This window comes from Streptomyces sp. NPDC006309, assembly GCF_040613095.1.
GTDB lineage: Bacteria > Actinomycetota > Actinomycetes > Streptomycetales > Streptomycetaceae > Streptomyces.
The window spans coordinates 59,435-77,296 of record NZ_JBEXRO010000023.1; the positions used below are offsets into that span (position 1 = coordinate 59,435).

Annotated in this window: 14 protein-coding genes and 1 pseudogene; 11 read left to right on the plus strand and 4 right to left on the minus strand. The window is 71.1% G+C overall.

Going from position 1 to position 17,862, the window contains the following annotated elements:
* The first annotated feature begins 74 nt into the window (after nucleotides 1-74).
* Nucleotides 75-608, plus strand: a complete 534-nt coding sequence (locus tag ABZ117_RS26215) for a PadR family transcriptional regulator (protein WP_356824245.1) — start codon at nucleotides 75-77, stop codon at nucleotides 606-608.
* On the opposite strand, the gene ABZ117_RS26220 is transcribed toward ABZ117_RS26215, so the two are convergent.
* The gene (locus tag ABZ117_RS26220; RefSeq protein ID WP_356824246.1) at nucleotides 585-1,490 is read right to left on the minus strand and encodes an oxygenase MpaB family protein; all 906 of its coding nucleotides are present in this window, start codon (nucleotides 1,488-1,490) and stop codon (nucleotides 585-587) included. The two genes, ABZ117_RS26215 and ABZ117_RS26220, sit on opposite strands and share 24 nt — an antisense overlap.
* Nucleotides 1,491-1,583: 93 nt before the next feature.
* Between ABZ117_RS26220 and ABZ117_RS26225 the strand changes: the two genes are divergently transcribed.
* Complete coding sequence (locus ABZ117_RS26225) at nucleotides 1,584-1,880, plus strand: hypothetical protein (RefSeq protein WP_356824247.1); 297 nt, start codon at nucleotides 1,584-1,586, stop codon at nucleotides 1,878-1,880.
* 142 nt (nucleotides 1,881-2,022) lie between these two features.
* The gene (locus tag ABZ117_RS26230; protein ID WP_356824248.1) at nucleotides 2,023-2,901 is read left to right on the plus strand and encodes a hypothetical protein; all 879 of its coding nucleotides are present in this window, start codon (nucleotides 2,023-2,025) and stop codon (nucleotides 2,899-2,901) included.
* A gap of 131 nt (nucleotides 2,902-3,032) precedes the next feature.
* Here the strand turns inward: ABZ117_RS26230 and ABZ117_RS26235 are convergent, their stop codons facing one another.
* Together ABZ117_RS26235 and xylA are read right to left on the minus strand one after the other, a co-directional pair.
* On the minus strand, nucleotides 3,033-3,215 hold the full coding sequence (locus tag ABZ117_RS26235) for a hypothetical protein (RefSeq protein WP_356824249.1): 183 nt from the start codon (nucleotides 3,213-3,215) through the stop codon (nucleotides 3,033-3,035).
* A 459-nt stretch (nucleotides 3,216-3,674) separates the two neighbouring features.
* On the minus strand, nucleotides 3,675-4,841 hold the full coding sequence (gene xylA / locus ABZ117_RS26240) for a xylose isomerase (protein WP_356824250.1): 1,167 nt from the start codon (nucleotides 4,839-4,841) through the stop codon (nucleotides 3,675-3,677).
* 153 nt (nucleotides 4,842-4,994) lie between these two features.
* On the opposite strand from xylA, the gene xylB reads away from it, so the two are divergent.
* The 7 genes from xylB to ABZ117_RS26275 all read left to right on the plus strand — a co-directional run bounded on the left by xylB (nucleotide 4,995) and on the right by ABZ117_RS26275 (nucleotide 14,397).
* The gene (xylB, locus tag ABZ117_RS26245; RefSeq protein ID WP_356824251.1) at nucleotides 4,995-6,440 is read left to right on the plus strand and encodes a xylulokinase; all 1,446 of its coding nucleotides are present in this window, start codon (nucleotides 4,995-4,997) and stop codon (nucleotides 6,438-6,440) included.
* A gap of 52 nt (nucleotides 6,441-6,492) precedes the next feature.
* Complete coding sequence (locus ABZ117_RS26250) at nucleotides 6,493-7,701, plus strand: ROK family transcriptional regulator (RefSeq protein ID WP_356824252.1); 1,209 nt, start codon at nucleotides 6,493-6,495, stop codon at nucleotides 7,699-7,701.
* Between the two features lie 461 nt (nucleotides 7,702-8,162).
* A complete protein-coding gene (locus ABZ117_RS26255; protein WP_356824253.1) occupies nucleotides 8,163-9,647 on the plus strand; it encodes an APC family permease in 1,485 nt (494 codons plus the stop codon).
* A 130-nt stretch (nucleotides 9,648-9,777) separates the two neighbouring features.
* On the plus strand, nucleotides 9,778-10,791 hold the full coding sequence (locus tag ABZ117_RS26260) for an acetamidase/formamidase family protein (RefSeq protein ID WP_356824254.1): 1,014 nt from the start codon (nucleotides 9,778-9,780) through the stop codon (nucleotides 10,789-10,791).
* 47 nt (nucleotides 10,792-10,838) lie between these two features.
* Complete coding sequence (locus ABZ117_RS26265) at nucleotides 10,839-11,438, plus strand: N-acetylmuramoyl-L-alanine amidase (protein WP_356824255.1); 600 nt, start codon at nucleotides 10,839-10,841, stop codon at nucleotides 11,436-11,438.
* A gap of 74 nt (nucleotides 11,439-11,512) precedes the next feature.
* A complete protein-coding gene (locus ABZ117_RS26270) occupies nucleotides 11,513-12,817 on the plus strand; it encodes a GAF domain-containing protein (protein WP_356824256.1) in 1,305 nt (434 codons plus the stop codon).
* 56 nt (nucleotides 12,818-12,873) lie between these two features.
* Complete coding sequence (locus ABZ117_RS26275) at nucleotides 12,874-14,397, plus strand: aldehyde dehydrogenase family protein (protein WP_356824257.1); 1,524 nt, start codon at nucleotides 12,874-12,876, stop codon at nucleotides 14,395-14,397.
* A gap of 216 nt (nucleotides 14,398-14,613) precedes the next feature.
* On the opposite strand, the pseudogene ABZ117_RS26280 reads toward ABZ117_RS26275, so the two are convergent.
* A pseudogene (locus ABZ117_RS26280) lies at nucleotides 14,614-15,124 on the minus strand (transposase); the annotation flags it as partial.
* A gap of 243 nt (nucleotides 15,125-15,367) precedes the next feature.
* Here ABZ117_RS26280 and ABZ117_RS26285 point away from each other — a divergent pair.
* Complete coding sequence (locus ABZ117_RS26285; RefSeq protein WP_356824258.1) at nucleotides 15,368-16,714, plus strand: hypothetical protein; 1,347 nt, start codon at nucleotides 15,368-15,370, stop codon at nucleotides 16,712-16,714.
* Nucleotides 16,715-17,862: the final 1,148 nt, after the last annotated feature.

A 17,862-nucleotide genomic window follows, 5' to 3' on the forward strand; every position in this document is an offset into this window, starting at 1 on the left:
AGATACATCGGCAACGATGTATATCGTCACCGTTCTAATGCTGCGGCGATGTATGCGTGAGGAAGAATGCGGTCATGCTCGAACTCGCCATCCTGGGTTTCCTGTACGACGCCCCGCTGCACGGGTACGTCCTGCGCCGTCACATCGCCGCGCTCACCGGCCACGTGCGCCCTGTCGCCGAGAGCACTCTGTACCCGGCGATCAAGCGGCTGGAGAAGGCTGGTCTGCTGGTGCGGGCCACCGAGCCCGGTGCGGTGGCCGCCCCCCGCCATGTGCTGAGGCTGACGGAGGAGGGCAGGGGCGAGCTGAAGCGCCGGCTCGCCGAGCCCGCACAGCGCGAGATCACCGACGAGAACCACTGGTTCACGCTGCTGGCGTTCCTCCGGCACCTGGCGGATCCCGCCGCGCAGGCGGCCGTACTGCGGCGCCGGCTGGCCTTCCTCGAGGAGCCGGCGAGTTTCTTCTACGAGGGCGACCGGCCGCTGCGCGCCGAGGAGCTGGACGACCCGTTCCGGCAGGGTGTGCTCACCATCGCCCGGGCCACGAGCCGGACCGAACTGGCCTGGCTGCGCGACACCCTGACGTCACTCGACGGGATCGGCCGCTGAGCCGTCCCGGGGCCGCACCGGGCAGCCGCGCAGCCCGGGGACCGGGCGGGTGCCGAGGTCGGCCACGCGGTAGCCGTTCGGGTATCCCCTGATCTCCCGGTTCTGGCGTGCGAAGTGCGGGGTGCGGCGCGGCGGCAGCAGCCGGACCAGCCGGCCCCGCGTCCGTACGGCGCGACGCACCAGCGCGGAGGTGGCCGCGGCGGGTCGCGGGTAGCGGAAGGCGCGCAGCAGCGGCTCGTCCAGCAGGGCGAGCGTCGCCGTACGCAGCAAGGGTGCCAAGGGCCGCGGGTACCAGGACGCCATCAGGCCGAGGGTGGCGTCGGAGACACGGCGGGCCCCCTCGTCCCAGCCGAAGTGGGCCTCCTCGTAGGCGTCGAGAAGGGCTTCGAATCCCTCGTAGGTCTTCGGAACGCCGGGGATGCCCATGTGCCGGCCGAGGGTGCGGTAGTACTCCGCGGTGGCGACGACCTCGTGCCGGGACAGCCGCCGCCAGCCGTAGGCGTCGATCCAGCGCCGGGGCACCACGACGAAGGTGCTCAGCACGTACCGCATGTCGTCGTCGCTGATGTCGTAGCTGCGGTGCATCTGGTTGATGCGACGGATCGCCGTACGCCCCTGCGCCGCGGTGAAGCCGTGTTCCACAATGGTGTCGAGGAGCAGCGAGGTGTCGTCGTACCGCTTCTGCGTGCGCTCGGTCAGCTCCGCCGTCCGCGCCAGCAGCCGCCCGATGCTCGGCACGGCGTAGGTGCGGTAGAGAGCCAGCTCGAGGGCACGCGTGTAGTCCCAGGGGAACTCGAGGGTCACACTGATCCGGTAGATCTCCGGCGCGTCCCTCACCGGGTCCAGCAGGCGGATCTGACCGAGCCGCTCGAACCGCTCCACCGTGTCGTCCCCTTATGTCGTCGAAACGGCAACTCTACGTTAGAGAGGAGCAGTTGAACGATCGAACTGATCCTGTACGAGAGGGTGATCCACGTGTTCGACATGGTCCGCAGATACGCCGCCAGGCTCCGCATCTCCACGCACGCGCAGCCGGCGGATGCCCGTGAGCGGCGCACGCACAACTTGTTCGAAGCGGCGGCCGTCTATGTGGTCGCCCGTGCGCAGGACGACCAGGACGGGGTGGAGGAGGCGGCGGCCTGGGTGTCCCCGGAGGCGCTGTCGTTCGGGGTGAGCGAGCTGGCCTGCCGGGCGGTCGTCGCCCTGGCCCGGGAGCGCGCCCAGCCGCCCGGTGCGGTGGCCCGCGACCTTCTCGGGCTGCCCGCGGCCTGAGGAGGTCGCCACGTCCCGCAGGTGGGCGTTTCGCCCCTGTCCAGGCGGAAACCTGCTGCTCCGCCGCTGTGTGGGCCCGTGACAAGCGGCTTCCGCTCGCACTAAGGTGCGCGCCGATGGATGAACCACTGGGGAGGCTGGGATGGCCGGGACGGACGATGCGGCCGTCGCCGCCGCGGACGATGCGCTCTATGTGCTGACGGCGGTACTGCTGACGCCGGCGCAGTTCCCGAGCGTGCTGGGCGACGACTACCCGGAGGCCTGCGCCGCCCTGGGTCTCGCCCCTCGCGCCGACGGGTACGGCTTGGTGCTGGGCCAGGACGGGGACGGCGCCCGCTGGACGGTCGTCATCGACGACGTCTCGCTGGTCGCCGTGGCGATCGCGTCCTGGGACTGCGGCATGGAGTACGAGCTGTCACCGGACGAGCACGCGGTCGTGACCGCGCTGCCGGGGTGGCCCCTGGCCGTCGCCGTCGCGGCACCCGGCGTGCCCGCTCCGCACGACCCGCCTCCCGAGACGGCGGGCGGCCCGGCGCTGCGCCCACCGGACACCCGAGTCTGGGGGTCGGCACAGCGCCGTCTGGGCGCCGACGAGATCGCGCTCCAGTGGGCGGCCTGGCGGCAGCAGATCAGCGACACCGACTTCAACGCTCCTGCTGAGCGCTCGGCAGCGACCGGGTCCTCGCCAGAAGACGAGGAAGCCGCGGCGGACCCGAAGGGCACGAAGGGCGGCGCGGGCGCTTCGACGGGCGGTCGCGCGGGAGTGCGCCGGGTACTCGCGCAGGCGCGTGCCTACCTCGACTCGCCGCCACCCCTCGGCCGGGTCCGCTCGTCGTTCGCTCCGGGTGAGGCCCGTACGCTGCGCGCCGACGGTCCCGGCTGGTCGATCGTGGCCCGCACCGACGACATCGCGTTCGTTCTGCTCGACGAGAAACCCGGCGTGGTCCTGCCGGTGGGCCGGGGCCCCGAGCTGCCGGGCCTGCTGGAGGCGCTGGACAAGATGGCCGTACGACCCCTGTGAGCCGGGCCGGCCGAACAGAGACCGCCGTATGCCACCGGGAACCGCGCCCCGCGAGCTGACGCGATCCCCCGGCGGCCCGGCTTGTCGGGGCCGGCGCTGCGCGAGCGATCCCCGGCGGTGGGCCAGGTGTGTCAGCGGCCGATCTCCTTGCGGGAGGCCCGGCGCAGTCTGCGCCGCTGGGACGGGTCCAGCGTCAGGTACGCGGCGACCGGAACGCCGACCACGATCAGGAACGTCACCCACCAGGGCAGCCAGATCAGCAGGATCAGCCCGACCGCCACGCCCCCTGCGGCGATCTTCGCGTTCTTGGACATGTACGTCGCCTCCTTCGCGGCCACTGCCGCTCTCTGGTCTGAGAACGGCCGCCCGCTCCCCGGGGTTCCGGCTGCGAACCCTGAGACATCCCTGAGACGCGCCCTTCCGGGGCGCGGACGAGTACCCGCGGTGGAACAGGCCGTGAAGTCAGCCCGGTGGTCACGTCGGCAGGCCGGGACGGTCTCGGCGTGCTGTGCTCCGGCGATCCGACCGAGTAGTCGAATCTGAGGAGTGCGGCTGAGTCGTGGAGACGATGCCCTCGGCACCGATGTCCGATCCCTCCGAACCGGTCCGCTGCTGTCTCCGGTTCTGCCGTCCGACCCCGCGCGGGTGGGCCGGGTCGCGGTGTGGGTGAAGACGAGGACTCCCGCATCCTGTGCCCGAGGGGCACTGACACCGGCCTTGGGCCGGGCGGGCCGGGGTGAGCTGCTGCCGCTCGCCCCGGCCCGCCCGCTGTTTCAGCCCCGGGCTCCGAGCAGGTGGTCCATGGCCAGCTGGTCGAGTCGTTCGAAGGCCATGCCGCGAGCGGCGGCGGCTTCCACGTCGAAGTCCTCGAAGGACGCGCGGTCGGCGAGCAGGGCCTCCAGACCGTCGGACGCGGTCGGCTGGGCCAGCTGGTCCAGCCGCGACGCCCGCAGCGCCTCCTGCACCTCGGGGTCGGCACGGAAGGCGGCCGCACGCTCCTTGAGGATGAGGTAGTTGCGCATGCAGCCCACCGCCGACTCCCACACGCCGTCGAGGTCCTCGGTCCGCGGCGGCTTGAAGTCGAAGTGGCGGGGCCCGTCGTAACCGGCGCTCTCCAGGAGGTCGACGAGCCAGAAGGCGGAGCGCAGGTCACCGGCGCCGAACCGCAGGTCCTGGTCGTACTTGATGCCGGACTGGCCGTTGAGGTCGATGTGGAAGAGCTTGCCCGCCCACAGGGCCTGCGCGATGCCGTGCGGGAAGTTCAGGCCGGCCATCTGCTCGTGGCCGACCTCCGGGTTGACCCCGTACAGCTCGGGCCGCTCCAGGCGCTCGATGAAGGCCAGCGCGTGCCCGACGGTGGGCAGCAGGATGTCGCCGCGGGGCTCGTTCGGCTTGGGCTCGATGGCGAAGCGCAGGTCGTAGCCCTGGGAGACGACGTACTCGCCGAGGAGGTCGAAGGCCTCCTTCATGCGGTCGAGGGCGGCGCGTACGTCCTTGGCGGCCCCGGACTCGGCGCCCTCGCGCCCGCCCCAGGCGACGTACGTCCTCGCGCCCAGCTCGGCCGCCAGGTCGATGTTGCGGATCGTCTTGCGCAGCGCGTAGCGGCGCACGTCGAGGTCGTTGGCGGTGAACGCGCCGTCCTTGAAGACGGGGTGCGTGAAGAGATTCGTGGTGGCCATGGGCACGGTCATGCCGGTGGCGTCCAGGGCCTGGCGGAACCGCTTGATGTGCGACTCGCGCTCGGTGTCCGAGGAGCCGAAGGGGATCAGGTCGTCGTCGTGGAAGGTCACTCCGTGGGCGCCCAGCTCGGCCAGGCGCTGCACCGTCTCGGCGGGGTCGAGGGCACGGCGGGTGGCGTCCCCGAACGGGTCCCTTCCCTGCCAGCCGACGGTCCACAGGCCGAAGGTGAACCTGTCCTCGGGGGTGGGCTGGTAGTTCATGCCGCGGCTCCTTGCTGCGTACGACTATTCGTCATGGCGCTTTACAAATTAGTATGCGCACGCACCGGTGGGAAGAGACAAGATGTTTCGACCACGAGGTGTCTTCGTCAGACCACCGCACATCCCGCGCAGCCGCGGAAGAGGGAGAGTCCGATGTCAGCAGCCGAGGGTCCGCTCGTCGTCGGCGTGGACACGTCCACCCAGTCCACGAAGGCGCTGGTCGTCGACGCGGCCACCGGTCAGGTCGTGGCGAGCGGCCAGGCGCCGCACACCGTGACCACCGGGGCGGCCCGGGAGAGCGATCCACGCCAGTGGTGGGACGCGCTGTGCGCGGCGTTGCGCCAGTGCGGCGACGCGGCGCACGAGGCGGCGGCCGTGTCGATCGGCGGCCAGCAGCACGGCCTGGTCACGCTGGACGGCCAGGGTGAGCCGGTCCGGCCGGCGCTGCTGTGGAACGACGTCCGTTCGGCGCCGCAGGCCCGCCGCCTGGTGGCGGAGCTGGGCGGGCCGAAGGCGTGGGCGGAGCGCACCGGCAGTGTGCCCGGCGCGTCCTTTACGGTCACCAAATGGGCGTGGCTCGCGGAGCACGAGCCGGAGGCGGTCCGTGCGACCGAAGCGGTACGGCTCCCCCACGACTACCTCACCGAACGCCTGACCGGGCAGGGCACCACCGACCGCGGCGACGTCTCGGGCACCGGCTGGTGGGCGTCCGGGACGGAGGCGTACGACGAGGAGACCCTCGCGCACGTCGGCCTCGACCCGGCGCTGCTGCCCCGGGTGGTGCGGTCCGGCGAGGTTGCGGGCACCGTGCGCGACGGCCACGACCTGCCGTTCTCCAAGGGCACGCTGGTGGCCGCGGGCACCGGTGACAACGCGGCGGCGGCCCTGGGCCTCGGTCTGCGGCCCGGCACCCCGGTGCTGAGCCTCGGTACGTCCGGCACGGTGTACGCCGTCTCCAGGCACCGCCCGGCCGATCCGACCGGCACGGTGGCGGGCTTCGCCGACGCGCGCGGGGACTGGCTGCCGCTGGCCTGCACTCTGAACTGCACGCTCGCCGTGGACCGCGTCGCGGCTCTGCTGGGCCGCGACCGGGAGGCCGTGGAGTCCGGCGGCTCGGTGACGCTGCTGCCGTACCTGGACGGCGAGCGCACCCCGAATCTGCCGCACGCATCCGGTCTGCTGCACGGGCTTCGGCACGACACGACCGCGGGCCAACTGCTCCAGGCCGCCTACGACGGTGCCGTGCACGCGCTGCTGGGGGCTCTCGACCTGGTCCTCGACGCGGACGCGGACCGCAGCGTTCCGTTGCTGCTGATCGGCGGCGGGGCCCGGGGGGCGGCCTGGCAGCAGACCGTGCGCCGGCTGTCGGGGCGGCCCGTGCAGGTGCCGGAGGCCCGGGAACTGGTCGCCCTCGGTGCGGCGGCGCAGGCGGCGGGGCTGCTGACCGGCGAGGATCCCGCGGCGGTGGCCCGCCGCTGGAACACCGCGGCCGGACCGGTCCTGGAGGCCGTGGAGCGGGACCGGACGACGCTGGACCGGATCACCGGGGTACTCTCCGACGCGTCCCCGCTGCTGGAGCGGGGGCCGCGGACCGAGTGACCCCGGCCGCCTGCGCGGAGCCGGGCCGTGGACACCGAGGATTGACGGAGGCATGACCGAACCGCAGCGCGAGGCGCGCCCACCGGGCACCGGTCGCGCCCTGCCGGACACCCAGCAGGGCATGCGCCGGCGCAATCTTGCCCGGGTGATGCACGCCGTCAGTGCGGAGGGCTCGCTGTCCCGGGCGGCGGTCGCCTCGCGGATCGGCCTGACGCGGGCGGCGGTGTCGACCCTGGTGGACGATCTGGTCCGCTGGGGGCTGCTGGAGGAACTGGGCCCGGAACGGCCGGGCCGGGTGGGCCGGCCGGGGTCGGCGCTCGCGGTGAGCGCCCGGGGCCCGGCCGGTATCGGGGCCGAGATAGGCGTCGACCATCTCGCGGTGTGCGCGGTCGACCTGCGCGGCGAGGTCCGGGCGCGGGCGGAGCTGCGCGGGACCAATCGGAGCCGGGCGCCCGAGCCGGTGACCGCGGAGCTGACGGCACTGATCCGCCAGGTCGTCGCGGAGGCCGAACGGGCGGGGCTCTGGCCCGCCGGGCTCGCTGTCGCCGTGCCCGGACTGGTGGCGAGGGACGGACACACGGTCGTACGAGCCCCCAACCTGGACTGGCACGACACCGATCTCGCCCCCCTGATGCCCGGCGGATGGCCGCTGACCGTGGACAACGAGGCCAACTTCGGCGCCTTGGCCGAACTGTGGCTCGGCGCCGGCACGCCCGGGGACTTCCTCCACGTGTCGGCGGAGATCGGCATCGGTGCCGCGCTCGTCGTGGACGGCCGGCTGCTGCGCGGCGCCCGGGGATTCGCGGGCGAGCTGGGTCATGTGCCCGTCCGGCCGGACGGTCCCCCCTGTCCGTGCGGCGGCCGGGGCTGCCTGGAGCAGTACGCGGGCGAGGAGGCGGTGCGGCGCGCGGCCGGGCTGGAGCCCCGCGAGGATCTGGTGGGGCTGCTCGCGGAGCGCGCCGAGGAGGGCGACGAAGGGGTACGGGCCGCGCTCCGGGAGGCGGGTACGGCCCTCGGCATCGCCCTGACCGGGGCGGTCAACCTGCTCGACCCCGAGACCGTGGTCATGGGCGGTGCCCTGGCCGGACTCTCGCCCTGGCTGCTGCCGTCACTGGAGAGGGAGCTGACGGGCCGGACGGCGGGCCCGGCCTGCCCGGTGACGGTGTCCCGGATCGGTCCGCAGGGCCCGCTGCTGGGCGCCGCCCACTCGGTCGTGCGGGCGGTGCTGGACGATCCGGCGGTCGTGGCGCGGCGGTCCTGACGCTGCTCCGGACGGCGACCGCGGGAGGCCGCGCGTTCAGCCGGCGCTCGTCCAGCCCTGGCCGCCCCGCGCCGGGCGATGGCGGCTGTCCGGCGTGAGGCGGGACCACGGTGAGGATGCCTGGCCGGCGGCGCGCAGTGGTACGCCCGAGGAGACCGGCGTCCGCATAGGCACCCAGTTCCTGCTGCACGGCGTGGATCACGGGTGGACGTGCCGCGGATGCACACAGCGGCGCCGGCTTCCCCGGACACCCCGTCATCGCCCGATCGAGTGGTCGGGTTTTCCACATGCCACGCGTTGTCCACGGAACCGTGGCGGACTCTTCTGCGCGACCGGGCCGAGTCGTACCGTGATTCACGTGAGACGCAGCCGACGGACCGTCACGTCCGGCCGGGCGTCCGTGCGATGAGAGGAACACGCGGGCAGCAGGTGGCAGCGGACCGACACGTATCGGGGGACACATGCACGGGGAGCCGACCGGGACATTGCGGCGTGACGCCATCGGTCTGCGCGAAGTCCTGTTCCAGAGCGTCACGGCGATGGCGCCGGCCGCCGCGGTGGCCGCGTCGATCCCGTCCGGCGCGGCCTTCGCGGGCGGGAGTCTGCCGCTGGCGGTGCTGGTCGCCCTCGTGGCCTGCCTCTTCACCGCATCGTGCGTGGCGGAGCTGGCGCGGGAGTTGCCCGCGGCGGGCTCGGTGGCGACCTACGCGGCGCGCGGTCTGCATCCGGCCGTCGGCTTCCTCGTCGGCTGGGCCTACGTCTTCGTCGAAATGCTGGTCCCGCCACTGCTGCTCCTGCAACTGGGCTTCACGGCAGCGGGCACGCTGCACGCGGAATGGTCCTGGTATCCGGCGGACCTGTGGTGGCCCTGGTCGCTGGCGGGGACGGTGGTGATCGCCGCCGCCGGCTATCTAGGTGTCCGCGCCTCGGCCCGCTTCGGCACTGTCCTCGGCGTCTTCGAGATCGTGGTCTTCCTGGTGTTCGCGCTGTTGCTGATCGGCAGGGCGGGCAGCGCCAACACGCTGTCGGTGTTCGGTACGTCCCACACCGCCGACGGTTACCCGGGGGCCGCCGGCGTGTTCGCCGGGTCCGTGTACACGGTGCTGGCCTTCTCCGGTTTCGAGGCGGCGGCGCCGCTCGCCGAGGAGACGCGCGACCCCCGGCGCACGATGCACCGCGCGGTCCTCGGAGCGGCTCTTGGCATCGGTGTGTTCTACGTCCTGACGACCTACGCGATGACCGTCTCCTTCGGCCCCGACCGCTTCGCGACGTTCGGCGCCTCGGGCGGCGCGTCCTGGGAAGGGGTCGCCCGGGCGTCGTACGGCCTCTTCTGGGTGCTGGTGTTCCTCGCCGTGGTCAACTCCACGATCGCCAACGCCAACGCGTGCGCGAACGTCTCGACCCGCACCGCCTTCGCCCTGGCCCGTATCCGCGTCCTCCCCCGGCTCCTCGCCACACTCCATCCCCGGCACCGGTCCCCCGTGGCCGGCATCGCGGTGCAGACCGCCGTGGCGGTCACAGCGGTACTGGGGCTCGGTTTCGGCTACGACCCCGTCACCGCGTTCCTGCTCCTCGCCACCGTGATCGTCACAGTCGTCGTCGGCGTCTACATCGTGGTGAACCTCTCCTGCGCCGGGCACTTCCTGCGGTCCCGCCGGCCCACTCTCAGACCGGTACGGCACCTGGTGTTCCCGGCGCTCGGCATCGTCGCGTTCGTCCCCGCGCTGCTGACGGCCGCCGGCCTCCCGGTGTTCGACTTCGTGACCCCGTTGACGGCCCCGGTGTCCTATGCCGGTCCGGTCGTCGGCGTGTGGATGGCCGTGGGCGTGGTGGTACTGCTCATCCTGATACGGCGACACCCTGAGCGGATAGCCGAGACCGCTCGGGTGCATCTCGACGAGTACGACCCCACCGGCCACCAGCACGACGGCACCGTGCCCCGCTGACGGCCCCTCACCCCAGGGACAGCGGCACCCGGCCGAGGCGATGCCGTGCCTCCCCCGGACCGAGGTACCGCGGCTCCGGCCACCCGGCCCCGAGCCTGACGACCGCCCTCCAGAAGGGAGTCCTGCCACGATGACCGACCCCCGGATCCTCACCGTGCGCCCGGAACCGGACCAGTACGCCTGGACCTTCGGTGGAGCGGCGCCCGTGGCGCGGATCGCCCCCGGTACGGTCCTCGACCTGTACACGGAGGACTGCTTCGCCGGCCGGGTCCGCTCCGGGAAAGACCTCGTGTCGAAGGTGTGCGAGTTCCCTTACCTCAATCCGCAGACGGGTCCCTTCCATGTCGAGGGCGCCGAGCCCGGTGACACCGTGGCCGTGCACTTCGTGTCGATCGAACCGGCCCGCGACTGGGCGGCGTCGACGACCGTCCCCCTCTTCGGCGCGCTCACCTCCACGCACACCACAGCCACCCTCCAGCCTCCGCTGCCGGAGCGGGTCTGGATCTGGCAACTGGACCGGGACAAGCGCACCGCCCTCTTCCAGGCCCAGGACAACGACATCCGGCTGGAGCTGCCCCTGGACCCCATGCACGGAACGGTGGGCGTGGCCCCCGCGAACCTGGAGGTGCGCTCGGCTCTGGTCCCCGACGCCCACGGCGGGAACATGGACACGCCCGAGATGCGGGCCGGCGTCACCTGCTATCTGGGCGTCAACGTCGAAGGGGCCCTGCTCAGTCTGGGCGACGGGCACGCCCGGCAGGGCGAGGGCGAGACCTGCGGCGTGGCCGTGGAGTGCGCGATGCGCACGGTGGTGGTCGTGGACCTCCTCAAGGACGTCGCCACACCGTGGCCCCGGCTGGAGTCCGACACGCACATCATCTCGACCGGGTCCACCCGCCCGCTGGAGGACGCGTTCCGGATATCGCAGCTCGACCTGGTGCGGTGGCTGGTGCGCGACTACGGGTTCAGTGAGCTGGACGCGTACCAATTCGCCACGCAGACGGTCGAGTCACCGTTGGCCAACGTGTGCGACACGAACTACACGTGTGTGGCCAAGCTCCGCAAGGAGTGGCTGCCCGCGCGCGAGACGTACCGCGGCGTGCACGCACGGCTGCGGGACACCGCGCGGATCCTGCGCCTCTGACGTCCCCGTCGTACCCCCAGACCTCCGAAAGGCGTTCCCCGATGGACATGGACCGAGTCAGACCCCGGCTCAGCCGGCGCCGGCTGCTGAAGGGCGCGGCACTCGCCGCCGTCCCCTACGCGCTGCTTTCCGACCCGCTCGCGAGTGCGCAGACCGCGGCCGTCGACTATCCGCCCGCTGAATGGCAGCCGGCCGGCGCCTCGAACTACACGCTGTCCACCCGCCCCGCCAGTTACGCGATCGACCGTGTGATCATCCACGTCACGCAGGAGACGTACAACGACACGCTGGCGATCTTCAACGATCCGCAGAGGCAGGTCTCCGCGCATTACCTGGTGCGCTCGGCGGACGGGCACGTCGCCCAGTGTGTGCGCGAGGCCGACATCGCCTGGCACGCGGGCAACTGGACCTACAACACACGCAGTATCGGCATCGAGCACGAGGGCTGGGTCGACCAGCCCGGATACTTCACCAACGCCCTCTACGCGGAGTCGGCGAAACTCACGGCGGCGATCTGCGCGAAGTACGGCATCCCCCGGGACAGACAACACATCATCGGCCACTACCAGGTGCCCGGCACCGACCACACCGACCCTGGGCCGAACTGGGACTGGGTGCGCTACATCAGAATGGTCAATTTCGCCTAGCCGACACCGGACGGTCGTCGCACAGTGGTCTGTGTCCGCCACATCATCGCCGTTTCACCGGCCAGGGAGGCCCAGTGACCGATCCGTGGGTGGCCCTGGAGCCGGGGGCCGACCCCGCCGAGCGCGTCCGGGTGCTGCGCCGGGCGCACGAGACGTTCACCTCGGTGGGCACGGTGCCGCGCCCGGTGCGGCCCGTGGTGGCGGAGTCGTGGCGGCGCAGCGCACGGGCCGGCGTCGGGCCGGACGGCACCGCCGGTGTGGAGCTGACCGGCGGCGACCTCGGCTCCTACCGCGCGGAGCATCCGCTGGCCCGGGTGATGCCCCTGTTCCGGGAGCTGATGGGCACGTTCGCGGCCGACGGAGAGCACCTGCTGGCGGTGTGCGACGCGCACGGCAGACTGCTGTGGGTGGAGGGGCATCCGGCGACCCGGCGACGGGCGGACGGGATGAACTTCGTGCCGGGGGCGCGGTGGTCGGAGAGCGCGGTCGGCACCAACGCGCCGGGCACGGCGGTGGCCGTCGACCGGCCGGTGCAGGTCTTCGCGGCGGAGCACTTCATCCGGCGGGTGCAGCCGTGGACGTGCGCGGCCGCCCCGGTGCACGATCCGCGCACCGGACGGGTACTGGGCGCCGTGGACATCACCGGCGGTGACGGGCTGGCCCATCCGCACAGCCTCGGCTTCGTGCAGGCGGTGGCGCGGGCCGCCGAGGCACAGCTCGCGCTGCTCACCCCGGCACGTCCCGAGGAGGCAGCGGTGCTGACCGCGCTGGGCCGGGACGAGGCCGGACTCGTGCTGGACGGCCGGCGGATCAAGCTCAGCCGCCGGCACAGCGAGATACTCGTGCTGCTCACCCGGCACCCGGCAGGGTTGAGCGGTGACGAGCTGCTGTGTGCGCTGTACGCCGACGAATCGGTGACCCCGGTGACGCTGCGCGCCGAACTGGCGCGGCTGCGCAGGCTGCTGAGTCCGGAGGTACTCGCCTCGCGGCCGTACCGGCTGACGGCCGCGGTCGAGTCGGACGCCACCGTGGTCGAGCGGCGGCTGGAGACGGGTGCGCTCACCGCGGCGGCGGAGGCGTACACCGGTCCCTTGCTGCCCGGCTCACGGTCCCCGGCGATCGCCCGGCTGCGGGAACGGCTCGCCGGCGCACTGCGCGCGGCGCTGATCGCGCACCGCGACCCGGACCTGCTGGCGCAGTGGACGCACGCGCCGTGGGGCGAGGACGACGTCGAGGTGTGGCGGGCCCTCGCCGCGGTGCGTCCCACGGCGCCGGTGCGCGCCCGGCTCGCGGCACTGGAGGCCGAGCTGACGGCGCCGGTCGTCCGGGCAGCGGGGCGGACCCGCGGCGCAACGTACTTGCAACGTCCCCCTGCCTAGCCTCGCGCCAGAGCTGCCCGACGGCGGGCAGCGCGGTAGCGGGAGGCACAGAGCAGATGACTCGTTACGCGGCGCCGGGCACGGAAGGTGCGATCGTCTCGTACCAGGCACGGTACGACCACTTCATCGGCGGTGCCTACGTGCCGCCGTCACGGGGGAGGTACTTCGAGAATCCGTCGCCGGTCAACGGGCAGCCCTTCACCGAGATCGCGCGTGGTACCGCGGAGGACGTCGAGCGGGCGCTGGACGCGGCGCACGCGGCGGCGCCCGGGTGGGGCCGTACTCCGGTCGCGGAGCGCTCCGACATCCTGCTGAAGATCGCCGACCGGATGGAGGCGTACCTTGAGCCGTTGGCGGTGGCCGAGAGCTGGGAGAACGGCAAGCCGGTGCGCGAGACGCTGGCCGCGGACATCCCGCTCGCGATCGACCACTTCCGCTACTTCGCCGGGGCGATCCGGGCGCAGGAGGGCTCGCTGGGCGAGATCGACGACGACACGGTGGCGTACCACTTCCACGAGCCGCTCGGGGTCGTCGCGCAGATCATCCCGTGGAACTTCCCCATCCTGATGGCGACGTGGAAGCTCGCGCCGGCGCTGGCCGCGGGGAACACGGTCGTCCTCAAGCCGGCCGAGCAGACTCCGGCCTCCATCCACTACTGGCTGAGCCTGGTCGCGGACCTGTTGCCGCCGGGCGTGCTGAACATCGTCAACGGCTTCGGTGTGGAGGCGGGCAAGCCGCTGGCCTCGAGCCCGCGGGTGGCGAAGGTCGCGTTCACCGGAGAGACCACGACCGGGCGGCTGATCATGCAATACGCCTCCGAGAACATCAAGCCGGTCACCCTCGAACTCGGCGGGAAGTCACCCAACATCTTCTTCGACGACGTGTGGGCGCACGACGACGACTTCCGGGACAAGGCGCTCGAGGGCTTCACCATGTTCGCCCTGAACCAGGGCGAGGTCTGCACCTGCCCGTCCAGGGCCCTCATCCAGCGCGGCCACTACGCGGAGTTCCTGGAGGCGGCGGTCGAGCGCACCCGGCGGATCACCCCCGGGCACCCGCTCGACACCGAGACGATGATCGGCGCCCAGGCGTCCAACGACCAGCTGGAGAAGATCCTCTCCTATCTTGACATCGGCCGGCAGGAAGGGGCGAAGGTCCTGACGGGTGGGGAGCGGGTGCGGTACGACGGCGAGTTGCAGGGCGGTTACTACGTCCAGCCGACCATCTTCGAGGGCGACAACCGGATGCGGATCTTCCAGGAGGAGATCTTCGGCCCGGTCGTGTCGGTGGCCTCGTTCGACGGCTTCGACGACGCGATCAAGACAGCCAACGACACGCTGTACGGCCTGGGGGCGGGCGTGTGGACCCGGGACCTCAACACCGCCTACCGCGCGGGCCGGGCGATCCAGGCGGGCCGGGTATGGACCAACTGCTACCACGCCTATCCCGCACACGCGGCCTTCGGCGGCTACAAGCAGTCCGGGATCGGCCGCGAGACACACAAGATGATGCTGGAGCACTACCAGCAGACGAAGAACCTTCTGGTGTCGTACTCGCCGAAGAAGCTGGGCTTCTTCTAGACGCAGGAAAAGGGCGCCTGGCCAGGGCAGATGCCCGGCAGGCGCTCTTCTCGGCGCACATCTAAGCAGCGAGTCGAAACACGCCCTTACTCCCGATACCTCCCACCCGTATCTCAGGTCTGATCAGCAGTTCCGGGGCATTTCCGGGCCAAGGTTTCGCTAGACGTTGTCCCGTAAATGCGCTGGAGCATGCTGATTGACCTGCTTGTTTTCCTTTCATCCGGTGAGGGTGAGGTTGTGCAGGCGGGCTATGCCGAGCATGGCGTGGTGGACGCCGTCGCTTTTGAGGCGGCAGTGACGCTGGATCTTCCAGGTCTTCATGCGGGTGAAGGCGTGCTCGACGCGGGCGCGGACTTTGCGGTGAGGGGCGTTGTATTCCTCTTTCCAGTCAGCGGGTCCGGCCTGGCCGCATTCTCGACGGTGCGGGACGACCAGACCGGTGCCGCGGTAGCCGCCGTCCGCGATGACCATCGTCTTGCCGACGGCGGCCCTCGCGCCGGACAGTTCCCACGCCTTGCAGTTTGCGGTTACCGGGCAACGGGCGGCCGACGGCGACGAAGAGCCGGGCGTCGGCGTCGATGACGATCTGGTGGTTGGTCGAGCAGCGGTAGTTCTTCGACTGCTCGACGACGGTGTGGTCGCGGGTGGGGACCAGGGAGCCGTCCACGATCAGCACGGCGTCCTTGCGGAACCGTCTTCTCGGCTGGAGGGCTAGCGTGGGCCCGAGGGGTAAAGCCACGAGGGCGCGGCCCATCGGCACCAGAGCCAGGCAATCCCGGCCGGAACGGGCTGGGGTAGTGGTAGGAGAGGCAAGGCCGTCTCGTTCCTGCTTCTGAACTGGGGCGAGACGGACAGGCGCCGCGCGGGGAAGATGTGTGTGCATGGCGCCATGTCGCTCATGCGGCAGAGCGGAGCGAGTGACGGTGGCAGTCAGGATACGTTCAGGTTCTCGATGGCACAGTCGGGCAGCATGACCTATGAAACGTCTGACAGTCCGGTGGCTCCAGGGGCAGGCGCCCAGCGAGTGGACCAGCAGCGAGACGGCGAGCAGCCGGCCGGCGCGGCCTCTCACCGGCGCTCCACCGAAAGCCTTCGGACGCCTTCCGGGCAGATGCTGAACAAGGTCCCCGAGGTCACGATCTGGTTCTGGATCATCAAGATTCTGTGCACCACGGTCGGCGAGAGCTTCGCTGACTGGATCAACATGAACCTTGGTGTCGGCCTGGTCAACACCGCGTTGATCTTCACCGTTGTCATGGCAGGTGTCCTCGGGTGGCAACTCAGCGCCAAACGCTACATTCCGTTCGTGTACTGGCTCACCGTCGTGGTGGTGAGTGTGACCGGCACTCTCTACACCGACATCCTCACCGACAGCCAGGGCGTTCCCCTCGCACTGAGCAGTAGCGTGTTCGCCGGCGTCCTCGCCGTTGTCTTCGGGATCTGGTATGCGCGCGAGCGGACCCTGTCGGTCCACAGCATCACCACCCGTCCCCGTGAGCTCTTCTACTGGCTTGCCGTCCTGGTCACTTTCGCCCTCGGCACCGCCACCGGCGACTGGACCCTGGACCTGACCGGCTGGACCCCGGGCGTCTCCGTGCTCCTGCCTCTCGGGTTGATCGTCGCGATCATCCTTGGATGGCGCCTCGGCGCCAATGCGGTGCTCTCCTTCTGGCTGGCCTACATCCTCACTCGTCCGCTCGGCGCCAATATCGGCGACTGGCTCGGCTCGCCCAGCGGCGACGGCGGTCTGGGTCTCGGCACCGCGGTGACCAGCGTGATCTTCCTGGCCACAATCCTTGCTACGGTCGTGTACCTCACGCTCAGCCGGAGCGATGTCATCGAGTCACAGGACCTGACCGATACCTCACGAATGCTGAACCCGGCGCGTGAGCGAATCATGCTCGGTTACTACGCCGTTGTAGCGGTCGCAACAGCGGCGCTTCTCATCTGGGCGCACAACCAGCCCCACGCGGTCGCGTCCAGCGAGGGTGAAACCCCTGCGCCTGTGACCACCCATCTCACTCCGAAGGAGGCGACGTCACCTTTCCCTCCGGCTGAGATCGCGAAGTTGCGCACGATCACGGCGGACACCCTGGCAAGGCTCAATTCTGGCAATCAGCGAGCTGCGACCACGCGAGTGGCCGACCTGGAGACCGCTTGGGACGATGCCCAGCCCACCCTCGAGCCCAAGAGCGAGAAGGCGTGGCACTTCCTCGACAGCGAGATCGACCAGGTCCTGAAGGCACTGCGCGCCCCGAACCCCGACAAGGCCACCGAGGCCAAGGCGCTCAACACGCTCCTCACCTCGCTCGGCTGACCAACCGAGACGACGGCCGCCCCGACATGTCCTCTGCGCCGGGGCGGCCGATCTCGGGCAAGTGGCGGAACATTGCCGATTGACTGCCCCGAAGTGGTGGATCAACTGCCAGCAGAGGCGCACCAGTTTGAGGGATCGGACGCCGGGCCCCCACCGCGCTGACCGCTGAGCGAGGCGCAGGGAGTGGCCAGCAGCGGAATGGCGCGGTCATATTCCCTAGGAAACCTCACCAGACGCAGGCGATTGCCGTGCTCGTCCGCCGGAATCTCGCCGATCACGAGCCGATTCCATGCCACACGCAGGCTCAGACGCGGGAGAGGATGAACAGGGGTGGGCGGCGACGTCCGAACACATCGCGGTCAGCAGCTCGTGGCCTCTCGGGGGCGGACACGGCAAGTGCCAAGCCCGAGCCCTGACTGTCGCAGCACGGTGGCCGCCGTGGCGGTCGCTGCTCTGGGCCGGCGCCTGGTAGCCGCGACCGGCTCCGTGATCTTGGCCGGGCCCGTTGCCTTCCTCACCAGCCTGACGCCACGCCGCTGGGCCAGCCCTCTGTTTGCCGCACTGAGCCAGGACGCGCTGCGTCGACTCCTGACCGCGACCCCGCTGCCGCGAAGGCCGCGCCAAAGCCTCGTGGCCTGGGTGACCGATGAGGACGGCTCCGTTCTGCGGAGCGCACTCGACGGCCTCGCGCGCTCCTGCACGCATGAGTGGCGGAGGTCCCCGGTCGGCGGCCGCTTCCTGGGGATGCGAGCGGGACTTTTCCGCGACGGCCCCAGCCGGGACCAACAACCCGCAGAAACGCGGCGACGGCTGCGAACACGTGCAGGCCGTCATCGCCCTGGCACGCTGCCGGACCAGCGTGCTGTCCAGCAGGGCGGCGGCAGCAGCTCCTTTCCATACCGTCAGGTCGTGAAGGCTGTACGCGGTGCCCGGACGCCGGTCGTCGATGCACCCCTTACCGGTCTCGGACGGCGGGCAGACGATCACGCGGCTCGGACATGGCACCAGCCTCCGCCCGTGGCGGTACGCCCGCATCCCGGGCCGGGAGCCCGTGCGTGCTGGCGAGGATGGGGGCAGCCGAGTTCGGTGTGGATGGGTAACACAGAGGCTCGGTCCGTTGGGAACCCGAGCACCCGCCCCCTCGCTGC